7 protein-coding genes are annotated in these 12,779 nt (G+C 47.4%); 5 read left to right on the forward strand and 2 right to left on the reverse strand.

The annotated features are described in order from the left end of the window. Positions 1 to 46: 46 nt before the first annotated feature. Both AC0MXB_RS17330 and gltB read right to left on the reverse strand, forming a co-directional pair. Positions 47 to 1,531 carry a glutamate synthase subunit beta gene (locus AC0MXB_RS17330; protein WP_474040979.1) on the reverse strand — a complete coding sequence of 495 codons (1,485 nt, stop codon included), beginning with the start codon at positions 1,529 to 1,531 and terminating at the stop codon, positions 47 to 49. Between the two features lie 30 nt (positions 1,532 to 1,561). Beyond that, complete coding sequence (gltB, locus tag AC0MXB_RS17335; RefSeq protein ID WP_474040980.1) at positions 1,562 to 6,166, reverse strand: glutamate synthase large subunit; 4,605 nt, start codon at positions 6,164 to 6,166, stop codon at positions 1,562 to 1,564. A gap of 363 nt (positions 6,167 to 6,529) precedes the next feature. Here gltB and AC0MXB_RS17340 point away from each other — a divergent pair, with 363 nt between their 5' ends. From AC0MXB_RS17340 to AC0MXB_RS17360, 5 genes are all read left to right on the forward strand, one after another. Next, positions 6,530 to 7,720 carry a multidrug efflux MFS transporter gene (locus AC0MXB_RS17340; protein WP_474040981.1) on the forward strand — a complete coding sequence of 397 codons (1,191 nt, stop codon included), beginning with the start codon at positions 6,530 to 6,532 and terminating at the stop codon, positions 7,718 to 7,720. A gap of 66 nt (positions 7,721 to 7,786) precedes the next feature. Then, entirely contained in the window at positions 7,787 to 9,313 is a 1,527-nt protein-coding gene (locus AC0MXB_RS17345; protein WP_474040982.1) for a sigma-54 interaction domain-containing protein, read from the forward strand. A gap of 283 nt (positions 9,314 to 9,596) precedes the next feature. After that, entirely contained in the window at positions 9,597 to 10,421 is an 825-nt protein-coding gene (locus AC0MXB_RS17350) for a beta-keto acid cleavage family enzyme (RefSeq protein ID WP_474040983.1), read from the forward strand. Positions 10,422 to 10,435: 14 nt separating this feature from the next. Continuing rightward, positions 10,436 to 11,386 (forward strand): 3-hydroxyacyl-CoA dehydrogenase family protein, encoded by a 951-nt coding sequence (locus AC0MXB_RS17355; RefSeq protein WP_474040984.1) that lies wholly within the window; start codon positions 10,436 to 10,438, stop codon positions 11,384 to 11,386. A 56-nt stretch (positions 11,387 to 11,442) separates the two neighbouring features. After that, positions 11,443 to 12,771 carry a short-chain fatty acid transporter gene (locus AC0MXB_RS17360; protein WP_474040985.1) on the forward strand — a complete coding sequence of 443 codons (1,329 nt, stop codon included), beginning with the start codon at positions 11,443 to 11,445 and terminating at the stop codon, positions 12,769 to 12,771. Positions 12,772 to 12,779: the final 8 nt, after the last annotated feature.

Consider the following 12,779-nt stretch of genomic DNA (forward strand, 5'->3'; position numbering starts at 1 on the left):
AGTATACGTATCTTGCGAAGGACTGTCAACGCAAGGTTTCTGACTTTTAAGGCAGCTGTGTTGCGCCCATGAGGAATTTATCGCACTCTCTGGCAGCGCTTCGTCCTTCCTGGATTGCCCAGACGACAAGACTCTGGCCGCGGCGCATATCACCAGCGGCAAAGACACCAGGAATATTGGTGGTAAAGCGGCCGAACTCCGCTTTGACGTTGGAGCGACCATCTTGTTCCAATTTCAAACCCTGCAGTAGTGTTTGTTCTGGTCCGGTAAAGCCCATTGCCAGTAGGACGAGCTGGGCTGGCAGGACTTTTTCTGTTCCGGGAATTTCTTCGCAGACAAATTGGCCGTTTGCGTTTTTCTTCCATTCGACTTTCACGGTGTGCACTTCTTTGACGCGCCCTTCGCGGTCGCCGACGAATTTTTTCGTCGTTGTGCAATAGCGGCGAGGATCAGCGCCAAAGCGGGCTGCCGCTTCTTCCTGACCGTAATCAATTTTGTGAACGCGGGGAAATTGCGGCCAAGGATTGTCGTTCGTCCTTGTTAGCGGGAGCTGTGGCATGATTTCTAGCTGGGTTACGGTGCGACAGCCATGACGAACGGAGGTGCCCACACAGTCTGTGCCGGTATCGCCGCCGCCGATAATTACGACATCAGCGCCTGTCGCCGATATATAGGCGCCGTCTTGGAGCTTGGAATCGAGCAGACTCTTCGTATTCGCTGTGAGGAAATCAACCGCAAAATGAATGCCTGCTAAATCACGGCCTTCAATTTTTAAATCACGGGGGGTAGTAGAGCCGGCGCAAAGCACGACGGCGTCAAAGTCTTTTAAAAGCTGATCGGCGGGAATATCCTTGCCGATTTCGGTATTTAAGACGAACTCAATGCCTTCTTCTTTCATGAGTTCGACCCGGCGTAATACTAAGTCTTTGTTGAGTTTCATATTAGGAATGCCATACATTAGGAGGCCGCCAGGGCGGTCAGCCCGTTCGAAAACGGTAACAAGGTGACCCGCTTTATTAAGCTGAGCGGCGCAGGCCAGTCCTGCCGGGCCTGAACCGATAACAGCCGCTTTTTTGCCGGTACGCGTGGTTGGCAGTTGCGGTTGAATCCATTGATTGCCAAAGGCTCGGTCAATAATGGCGCACTCTAGGTTCTTTATTGTTACAGGCGTAGCGGCGAGACCAGCGGTACAGGCGCCTTCGCAAGGGGCTGGGCAAACCCGGCCAGTGAACTCAGGAAAGTTATTTGTTTTCGCAAGGCGACTGTAAGCTTCTTGCCACAAGCCGTGATACACAAGGTCATTCCATTCTGGCATTAAGTTATGGAGCGGACAACCTGATACCATGCCGCTGATCATTAGACCTGTATGGCAAAAGGGCGTGCCGCATTCCATACAGCGGCTAGCCTGTGTTTGCAATTCTTCTTCTGGCAGGGTCAAGTGAAACTCCTGCCAGTCTTTAATTCGTTCCTGCGGTTGGCGGTCTGCCGGTAAAGCCGCTTGATAATCCATAAAACCTGTTGGTTTTCCCATATTGATTTCATCCTTTCTGGCGGGAGTTTCTTAGTTGCCGCCTACGCGGGAGGCTTCCCGGCTATTTTCTTCAAAAGCCCGCATAATAGCAGCTTCTTTCGATAGACCCTTCGCAAGATGCTGCTGCACTCCAGCAAGAGCCCGTTTGTAGTCCTTCGGAATTACGCGGATAAAATAGCGTTGCGATTGATACCAGTTGGTGAGCAGTCGCTGGGCCACTTCGCTCTTGGTGTAGGCATAGTGATTTTCGAGCATCGTTTTTACAAAGGTCACTTCGTCGTTTTGTTCTAGTTTTTCTAATGTGACCATTTCTAGGTTGGCTGAAATGGCAAATTGGTTTTCCGGATCGTAAACATAGGCAATACCGCCTGACATGCCTGCGGCAAAGTTGCGTCCCGTTTTTCCGAGGATAATTACGCGGCCGCCTGTCATGTACTCGCAGCCGTGTTCGCCAACGCCTTCGACAACGACATTGGCGCCGCTGTTTCTGACACAGAACCGTTCGCCAGCTACGCCGCGAACGTAGGCTTCGCCGGAGGTCGCGCCATAAAAGGCCACATTGCCAATAATGATATTGTGTTCGGCGGCGTAAGACGTTTCTTTCGGCGGATATACAATGATTTTACCGCCAGAGAGACCTTTGCCGACATGGTCGTTCGAGTCGCCTTCTAAAGCCAGTGTCATTCCCCGGGGAATAAAGGCGCCGAAGCTTTGTCCGGCCGAGCCGGTAAATTTGAGATATAAAGTATCTTCCGGCAGCCCTTCCGCGCCGTAGCGTGAGGTGATTTCGTGACCGAGGATCGTGCCGACTACGCGGTCTGTATTTTTTATGGGAAGACTTACTGATACTTTTTCCTTATGGTCGATTGCTGGGGCGCAAAGCGAGCGCAGCAATCGATTATCCATAGCTTTTTCCAAGTTGTGATCCTGTTTCTTGGAGCAATAGGCTGTCATCGTAGCGGCTGTTTGCGGCTGATACATGAGTGCTGAGATATCGACTGATTTTGCCTTCCAATGGGTAATGTCGCTTTTTTGCTCTAAGAGATCGGTTCGGCCAATTAGCTCATTGACTGTTTTAATGCCGAGCTCAGCCATAATTTCTCTAAGCTGACTAGCAATAAAGTGCATGAAGTTCACTACATGCTCTGGTTTGCCAGCAAAGTTTTGCCGCAGTTTAGGATTTTGTGTGGCGACACCGACCGGGCAAGTGTCAAGGTTGCAGACCCGCATCATGACACAGCCCATTACGACAAGCGGAGCCGTGGCGAAGCCAAATTCTTCGGCGCCTAATAGAGCGGCAATGGCTACATCGCGGCCTGTCATGAGTTTGCCATCTGTTTCTACAGTGACGCGATCGCGCAGATTATTTAACAGCAGTGTCTGATGCGTTTCGGCGAGACCTACTTCCCAGGGAAGCCCGGTATGACGAATGCTGGTTCGCGGTGATGCGCCGGTACCGCCGTCATAGCCGCTGATTAAAATGACATCGGCTCTTGCTTTGGCTACCCCGGCAGCAATTGTGCCAACGCCAGCTTCAGCGACAAGTTTTACGTTGATGCGCGCCTTCGGATTGGCATTTTTCAAGTCGTGAATCAGTTCCGCCAGATCTTCAATGGAATAGATATCGTGATGGGGCGGCGGAGAAATAAGACCAACGCCTGCCGTTGTGCCGCGAACTTCAGCGACCCAAGGATAGACTTTTTTGCCTGGCAGCTGACCGCCTTCGCCTGGTTTAGCGCCTTGAGCCATTTTGATCTGAATTTCATCAGCATGGGCAAGATAATGGCTTGTTACGCCGAAACGACCAGAGGCAATCTGCTTGATCGCACTGGAGCGGCTATCGCCATTGGCGAGCGGGATAAACCGTTCGGGATTTTCGCCGCCTTCGCCTGTATTGCTTTTACCGCCAATACGGTTCATGGCAATCGCGAGGCATTCGTGGGCTTCCTGACTTAAGGAGCCATAGCTCATGGCGCCTGTTTTAAAGCGATGACAAATTGATTCCACTGATTCGACTTCGTCGAGTGATAGGCCTTTCTTGGCTTTTTTAAACTGTAGCAAACCACGCAGCGTCAAACTGGAGTGGTGCTGATCAATCAAGGAAGTATATTGTTTAAATAACTCATAGTCGCCTTTTTGGCAGGCCTGTTGCAGTGTCGTAATTGTTTCAGGATTGTAAAGATGTTCTTCGCCGCCGGAACGCCATTGATACGTGGAGCCGCTGTCAAGTGTTTCGTCGCGGCCAGCTTGCGTCGTAAAGGCGCGACTATGGCGCAGCTTTGTTTCAGTCGCAATTTCAGCTAAGCCAATCCCTTCCATACAGGCCGGCGTATCAGTAAAATATTTATCAATAATCTCTTGACTTACGCCGATGGCTTCAAAAATTTGCGCACCCTGGTAACTGGCGATGGTGGAAATCCCCATTTTCGATAAGACTTTAACAATGCCTTTCGTGATGCCTTTGGTGTAGTTGTAAATGGCTTTTTCCACGGTAATGTCAGTAATAAAATGGTTTTCTACCAGGTTTTTAATGGTATCAAAAGCGAGATACGGGTTAATTCCAGCAGCGCCATAGCCAAGCAGCAAGGCAAAGTGGTGAACTTCCCGCGGTTCGCCTGTTTCCACTAAGAGACTTGCCTTAAGGCGTGTTTCCTGAAGAACCATGTGACGCTGCAGGCAGGCTGTTGCCAAAAGTGCCGGGATCGGCGCTAATTTTTCATCAACGGAGCGGTCCGATAAAATGAGTAGATTTTTTCCTTGGGCAATATATTCATCAGACAAAGCGCAAAGATTTTCTAAGGCTTTGGCCAGACCTTCGCCGCCTTCGGCTAGTGGATAGACCATCGGGAGAGTTACAGCTTCAAAGCCTTTCTCCTTAATGTGGCGCAGTTTTGCCAGTTCATCATTGGTCAAAATAGGCGTATCAACGCGGATTTGACGGCAGCTTTCCGGCTGAGGATCAATGAGGTTTCGTTCTGGCCCAATTGCTGTGCCTGTGGAAGTAACGATGGCTTCACGGAGACCATCAATCGGCGGGTTGGTTACTTGCGCAAAGAGCTGTTTGAAATAATTGTAGAAGAGCTGCGGTTTATCCGATAATACGGCTAAGGGGCTGTCCATACCCATGGCGCCGATGGGGTCAGCGCCGTCTTTGGCCATCGGGCGGAAGAGCTTAGTCAGCTCTTCGAAAGTATAGCCGAAGGCTTGTTGCGCTTTCGTGAGCGGCAATTCCAGCGTCGGCGGTGTTGGCGCTGCTGGCAATTCGCTCAAAGACAGGATATTTTCGTCAAGCCATTGTTGGTAAGGGAAGGCGTTGACGACGCGGTTTTTAATTTCTTCGTCAGAAACGATGCGGCCTGCTTCCATATCGACAAGCAGCATCTTGCCAGGACGGAGCCGTTCTTTGACGGCGATGTTTTCTGGCGCGATATTTACGACGCCTACTTCCGAGGCTAGAACGATCGTATCATCTTTTGTTACATAATAGCGGGCTGGGCGCAGACCATTACGGTCTAAGATCGCACCGATGATTTTACCGTCCGTAAAGGCTACGGCGGCAGGGCCATCCCAAGGTTCCATCATGCAGCTATGATATTCGAAAAAGGCTTTTTTCTCATCGCTCATGCTTTCGTGATTCGACCAAGGTTCTGGTACCATCATCATGGCAGCATGGGGGAGTGAGCGGCCAGCCATAGTCAAAAATTCAAGACAGTTGTCGAACATGCCGGAATCGCTGCCTGACGCATCAATGACTGGCAGCAGTTTTTTCATGTCACTGCCAAATAAGGGCGATTCGCATAATGCTTGTCTGGCGTGCATCCAGTTCAAATTGCCGCGGCGCGTATTGATTTCGCCGTTATGCATAATGTAGCGGTAGGGATGGGCTCTTTCCCAGCTCGGGAAAGTATTGGTGCTGAAGCGGGAGTGGACCATGGCAACAGCTGTTTCGACCATGGGATGTTGCAAGTCAATGAAAAATTCATCAAGCTGCTTCGGTGTGAGCATGCCTTTATAGACGATTGTCGCAGCCGATAAGCTGGAGAAGTAGAAAAGCTCGCAGCCGGCAAGGCCGTAGCGTATTTCATTTTCGGCTCGCTTGCGGATGACGTAGAGTTTGCGTTCAAAAGCTTTTTCATCTTGGGCAAGGCGGCGGAGCGTAAGATCATCAGGCGCAATAAAAACCTGACGAATTGTTGGTTGCGCCGCTTTAGCTGTTTCGCCAATCATGGAGGTATCGCAGGGGACCGTACGCCAACCAAGGAGTTTTTGACCTTGCTCAGCAATGATTTTCCCTAGTTTTTCTTCGCATTGTTTCTGTAGTTCTTTTTCCTGCGGTAAAAAGACCATGCCGACGCCATACTTACCAGCAGGCGGCAAGTCAATATTGAGAAAAGTACATTCATGTTTGAAGAGTTTATGGGGAATTTGCAATAAGACGCCAGCGCCATCGCCGGAGTTTGTATCAGCACCTGCTCCGCCACGGTGTTCCATGTTGAGTAGAACCGTCAGAGCCTGATGAAGAATTTCATTTGATTTTTTACCTTTAATGTTTGCCACGACGCCAATACCGCAGGCGTCATGTTCATACGCTGGATTATAAAGTCCCTGTTTGGGCGGTAAACCTGTGTTTCCCATCTGCTTGGCCTGCCTTTCATCATACAAAATAATAAAACCATGAAAAAACATAAGAACTCAGGATTGTGAACAGAAGTTCGTTGTTGCTTTTTAAAAGAACAAAATATAACAACTTCACTTCTATTTAATTATATAAAAAGATATTTGTAACAACCCCGGCTGTTAATGTTCCACATAAACGGATAAAATCCTCTTTTTACTGTAAGAAATAGTGAATATGTAAGCAAGTATTATGTATTTTTATCCATAATTTTAGGAAAAGTATGAACAATTCGCCGCTGTCTTTATTCTGTGGTATGATGGAAGAATAGAAAATAAAGTAAAAAGTATGGAGTAGAGTAAAACTCAAAATGAAGGTGTTTTATGGAGACGTGGCGGAGAAATTTATTAGTTTGCTGGTTTGCTGTTTTTGTCGTATCGGTAGGTATGAGTCAGATGGCGCCGATGCTTCCTTTATATATTGAGCATATGGGCATCCATGACCCCGCGGAGATTTCCCGCTGGTCCGGTATTGTTTTTGGCTGTAATTTCGTGTCACTGGCGATCTTTTCGCCGATATGGGGGAAGTTTTCTGATCGTTATGGCCGCAAAACGATGATTTTACGCGCTAGTTTATGGTTGTCCATTATTATGGCAGCTATGGGATTTGCGCAATCGGTCTATCAGCTTATGGGGCTACGGTTGCTGCAAGGGGCTTTATCGGGGTTTCAACCTGCCGTTATTACGCTGATTGCGACGCAGACGCCGAAGGAACGGTCAGGCTGGGCTTTAGGCATGCTCTTTAGCGGCCAGGTCGGCGGTACGCTGCTGGGACCTGTATTTGGCGGCTATTTAACGGAAGTTATTGGCTTTCGAGAAACGTTCTTTGTCATTGGCGGTTTTTGTTTTGTTGCTTTTCTCGCTTGCGCCATCTTTGTGGCGGAGGAGAAGAAAACCATTACGAAACAAGTCTTAAAGAGCGGCGAAATCTGGTCTTCCTTGACACAGCCGAAAACGACGATCTGTTTATTCGTAACAACCTTAATGATTCAATTTGCTTTAATGTCCGTGCAGCCGATTTTGACAGTGTATATTAAACATATTTCGGAAAGCTCGGAGCATATTGCGATTGTGGCCGGGGCTGTTTTTGCCGCTTCCGGTTTGGCTAGCGTATTGGCGGCGCCGGTACTTGGTAAGTTGTCTGATCGGTTGGGGCCGCAGCGAGTTTTATTGGCGGCGCTCTTTGCAGCGGGACTGCTCTTTATTCCGCAGGCTTTTGTGGAAAGCCCGATGGAACTTGGTGTTTTGCGCTTTTTAGTCGGTCTTGCCGTAGCTGGATTGCTGCCATCCATTAATACGCTTATCCGGCAGACGACGCCAGATAAAGTGGCTGGGCGTATTTTTGGTTATAACCAATCGGCGCAGCATTCCGGTGTGGTGTTAGGCTCGATTGGCGGCGGGCAAATTGCCGCCATCTTTGGGATTCATTATGTATTTTATATAACAGCAGCGCTGCTTCTATGTAATGCTTTTTGGGTTTATCGCACAATTTATCAAATTAGAAAGCCCTTGTGATGGGTAAAGCCGGATATAGAAGACTTATGGTCATAAAGCATGCGATAAGGTAAGGCGGTGTAAAGCGTGGGAGAAGGCAAGAACGATTCGGTGGAGCGCTTACAGGCAAGACTTCAAGCTGCTGAGGCGCAGCAGCTTGATGATGACTGGAAGGCAGCGGCGCTACAGGAGCTTACGGCAATAGCAGAAGAGCTAAAACTGGCTTTGTCGCTCGATTTTCGTGAAATTGGCGATCACTTGTATGACGGCGTTTATGTTGCCGATGGGACGGGCAAAACACTTTATATTAATAAGGCTTATACGCGGATTACAGGAATTCATCCGGATGAGATCCTTGGCCGATCCGTGGAAGAAATTTTGCGCGACGGTCTGTACAGCAATGCTGTGACGCCTGAAGTAATTCGGCAGAAGAAACGCGTCAACTCGATGGGAGAAAGCTTGCGAAACGGCAGGAAAATGTTGATTACCGGCAGTCCCATATTTAATGAAGCAGGCGATGTTGCCAAGGTCGTTGTGGTAGATCGGGAAATTACTGACTTATGGGCCATGAAGGCGGACTTGGAGTCGTCAAAGCAAAAAATCAAGGCCGTTGAAGAAGATAAGGAGAAAGGCAAGCAGGAAATTGAGCACTTACGGAGTCGGGCGCTCAATAAGAACCTAATTGGCCAAAGTCGGGCTATGCAGGATGTTGCCCAGGCCATTGAGCAAGTGGCTGGGCTAGAAGTTACTGTTCTCATAACTGGTGAAACTGGCGTAGGCAAAGAAGTCGTCGCCAATGAAATTTATCGGAACAGCAAACGCTGCGACGGACCTTTTATCAAAGTTAACTGTGCGGCCATACCGCCGAATTTACTGGAAGCAGAGCTGTTTGGCTATGAAAAAGGCGCCTTTACTGGTGCGGCAACAACGGGAAAACTGGGCATGTTTGAGCTAGCCAATCAGGGGACGCTGCTGCTTGATGAAATTGGCGATATGCCCCTAGGACTGCAATCGAAGCTGCTAAGAGTGATTCAGCATCGCGAAGTGACGCGGATTGGCGCCACGAAGCCTGTCCTACTTGATATGCGGCTTATTGCGGCGACAAATTGTGACCTAAGAGATTTGGTAAAGCAAGGGAAATTTCGAGAAGACCTCTACTATCGCCTGAATGTGTTCCCCATTGAAGTGCCGCCGCTACGGTTGCGGCAAAGTGATATTTCTCTATTAGTACAACATTTTCTAGATACCTATAAAGTAAAATATAATAAAGAAATTGGGATTGATCAGGCGGGATTTGCGCTACTAAAGGAATACAATTGGCCGGGGAATATCAGAGAGCTGCAAAATATTTTAGAGCGACTCATTATTATTTCCAGCCACGGATCGACAGTCCCGGTAGAGCAGATTGGTCGGTTGCTTCACCTTGATGATGAATTTCTGGCCGGGGAAGTTGGGGAAATAGGCTTAAAAGAAGTAGTTGCCGCCATAGAAAAGCGCACAATTGAGCGGGCGCTCCAAAAATACGGTAGTACGCGGAAAGCGGCAAAAATTTTAGGAATTGACCAATCCACTATTGTAAAAAAAGCGAAAAAACTAGGCATTACCTTAGCGTAACAGCGGCTGTGTTCATTTCTGGACACAGCCTTTTTGTGTAATGAATTCGCTATCAGTAGTAAGCTCAGCATAATTGATGACGAATTGCATCGCAGTGATGGCGTTTTTCATCAGTGACTAAATGGTTAGAAAATATAGTTTTTTCTGAAAATATAAGTTGCACTGATGATTTTTTTCATCGACATAGAGGGAAAAGAGCGGGAAAAGCCTTGATTTATCAAGGGTTTCTTTTGGCATTTAACTTGCAATAAATATGGGTAAATTTGAGTATGAGGTGATTGATATGGAAAAAGTTATTATTACTGTGGCGACGACAGGCGCTTTTCCGACGAAACAGCATAACCCTAATATTCCTTTGACGCCAAAAGAAATTGCTGATGATGTTTACGCTTGTTGGCAGGCTGGCGCCGCGATTGCTCACTTGCATATGCGTGATGACGAAGGCCGCGGTACGATGAATAAGGAAAAATTTAGAGAAACAGTAGAGCGGATTCGGGAGAAATGCGATATTGTCTTGAATTTGACAACTTCCGGCGATCTTTTCGCAACAGAAGAAACGCGGATGGAACATATTATAGAACTTAAACCGCCTATGGCATCTTATGATGCGGGATCAATGAACTGGATGCATAGCGGCTTATTTTTAAATCCGCCAGCCTTTCTGGAAAAACTTGGCAAAGTTATGCTAGAAAATCAAGTAAAGCCGGAAATTGAAATTTTCGATGCAGGCATGCTTTATAACTCCTTCTACTATATGAAGAAAGGCGTACTGGCTTCGCCGGCCCATTATCAATTTGTTTTGGGAGCCGATGGCGGTACGGCGGCTACCGTAGAAAATCTCGTCTATTTGAAGAGCTTGCTTCCGGCTGATGCTACCTGGTCTGCCTTGGGAATCGGCAAAGGCCATTTGCCCATTTTATATGCTACGCTTGCTTTGGGCGGTCACATCCGTGTGGGCATGGAAGATAATGTTTATTATGCAAAAAACCAACTGGCTGAATCGAATGCGCAGTTTGTAGCAAGAGCAGCTCGCTTAATTAAAGAGGCCAATAAAGCCGTAGCAACGCCTGATGAAGCAAGAGAAATTTTACAACTGAAAAATCGCTAAAGGGAGATGTCTTCATGATTGAAAAAATTGCTGTTCTTGGTTCAGGCACGATGGGGCATGGGATTGCCGAAGCCTTTGCTATGCACGGTTTTCCTGTTAACTTATATGATACAGATGCAGTACGACTCAAGGCCGCTAAAGAAGAAATTGCTGCGGAATTACAACTGCTTGTAGCGGAAGAATATATTGACGCAAGTGTTGCTGAGCAAGCTTTGAAACTGATTTCTTTGCAAACTGATTTGCAAGAAGCGGTGAAAGACCGTGATTATGTCATTGAAGCAGTGCCGGAAATTATCGCGTTAAAACAAGATCTCTTTGCATTGCTTGATCAGCTTTGCCCCAGTCATACAATTTTAGCAAGCAATACATCAAGTCTAAAGCTCGCTGATATGATGGAAAAAGTATCGCCAGCGCGGCGGGAAAGAATGCTCATAAATCACTGGTATAATCCTGGCCATATTATGCCGATTGTAGAAATGTCTTTTTTCGGCAATATGCCTGAGTCGATTTACCAAGAAGTCGAAGCCTTATTTGCGGCAATTGAAAAGCAGACTGTCAAGGTACTAAAAGATGTGCCTGGTCTTGTGGCGAACCGAATTCAGCAAGGTGTGGCGAGAGAAGTTTTCTCCATTATTGAACAGGGGATCGCCGCACCGGAAGATGTTGATAAAGCGTTGAAATTCGGTCCCGCTTTCCGTTATGCTACAACAGGGCAGCTCGAAGTTGCTGACTTTGGCGGCCTTGATATTTGGTGTACTGTTGGCGATAATCTGCTCAAAGTGATGGATGCTTCGACCGCGGCGAATCCGCTGCTAAAAGAAAAGGTAGCAGAAGGCAAGCTTGGCGCGAAATCTGGCGAAGGGTTTTTCAAATATCCGCCAGAAACTTTAGCGGAAAAACGGGAAGTTTTCTTGAAAAAGTTGATTCATCAGCTAAAAGCCGCTAAATATTATGTAGATAAATAATCGATGTTTGCGAAACGAGGCAAACGACAAAATACGGATGAAATGAGAGTGTGGCGATGATTAATCGAATCTTAATGTTTTTCGTCAATTTGATGCAGAAATATTTGCCTGATCCGTTCACTATCGCTTGGGGAATTACGCTCGTTGTTTGTGCTATGGCGATTTTTATTACTCATAAGACGCCAATTGATATTATTAATTACTGGGGCCAGGGTTTTTTCGATATCTTAGCTTTTGCTATGCAGATGACTATGGTACTCGTAACAGGCTATGCTTTGGCCGCCGCTAATGTGGTCAGACGATTCTTAGAATCGATTGTAAAAATACCAAAAACGCCAAAACAGACGATCTTATTTATTGGCATTTCTTCGATGGTGCTGTACTGGTTTAACTGGGGCCTTGGACTAATTGCTGGCGGACTGTTGGCGCGGGCGGCGGCAAAACAGCATCCTAAGGTCGATTTTCGCCTGATGGTGACAGCGGCCTTTTCGGGGATTATTATCACTCATGGCGGACTCTCCGCCTCGGTGCCGCTGCTAATTAATACAAAAGGTCACTTCTTAGAAAAAGAAATCGGCCTTGTACCTTTGACTCAGACGATTTTTCATCCACAGGCTTTATTTATCACGATTGCTTTGGCCATTGTAATTCCACTAATTTGTGTATTAATGATGCCCAAAGAAGAAGAACGCGTTTTGGCCGATCCAAGTCTTTTAGAGGACGAATCGGCCGCTGTTTTGGCAACACCGAAAGAAAAACAGCTTGCTGATCGGCTTGATGAAAGTTCACTGCTTAAATATTCCCTGGGGCTCATGGGTGTTGTCTTTCTGGGCGGATATTTTGTGAAAAATGGTTTTAACCTAAATGTGAATATCTTGATTTTCCTCTTTATCACGCTGGGGGTATTGGCGCACGGCTCGCTGTTAGAATATTCTCGGGCCATGAGCAAAGGGGCGGCTACAGCGGGCGGCATTATCCTGCAGTTCCCTTTCTATGCTGGAATTATGGGAATCATGAAAGGTAGCGGACTTGTCTTTGTTATCTCTGATTGGCTGCTTAAGTTAGCTACGCCGGAGACCTTTCAAATGTATTGCTATTTTTCCTCGCTCATTATTAGTATTTTTGTTCCGTCAGCAGGCGGGCACTGGGTAGTGCAAGCCCCCTTTATGCTACCGGCTGCAGCGCAGTTAGGCGTTGAGCCTTGGAAAGTGGCTATGGGCGTGGCCTGGGGCGAGAGCATCTGGAATGTCGTTTGTCCCTTCTGGGCGTTACCGCTTTTGGCAATTGCCAATATTAGTATCCGTGATCTCATTGGTTTCTCTATGCTGCTCTTTATCATTGGGAATGTGATTGCCATCACCGGGATCTTTCTTTTCCCGCACTAACATGACAA

The organism is Pelorhabdus sp. sgz311001 (genome assembly GCF_055901755.1).

Bases quoted from the DNA above. Each gene is read 5' to 3' on its own strand.
- AC0MXB_RS17355 (WP_474040984.1), top strand. From the start codon at position 10,436: ATGATTGAAAAAATTGCTGTTCTTGGTTCAGGCACGATGGGGCATGGG.
- AC0MXB_RS17340 (WP_474040981.1), top strand. From the start codon at position 6,530: ATGGAGACGTGGCGGAGAAATTTATTAGTTTGCTGGTTTGCTGTTTTT.
- gltB (WP_474040980.1), bottom strand. From the start codon at position 6,166: ATGGGAAACACAGGTTTACCGCCCAAACAGGGACTTTATAATCCAGCG.
- AC0MXB_RS17360 (WP_474040985.1), top strand. From the start codon at position 11,443: ATGATTAATCGAATCTTAATGTTTTTCGTCAATTTGATGCAGAAATAT.
- AC0MXB_RS17330 (WP_474040979.1), bottom strand. From the start codon at position 1,531: ATGGGAAAACCAACAGGTTTTATGGATTATCAAGCGGCTTTACCGGCA.
- AC0MXB_RS17350 (WP_474040983.1), top strand. From the start codon at position 9,597: ATGGAAAAAGTTATTATTACTGTGGCGACGACAGGCGCTTTTCCGACG.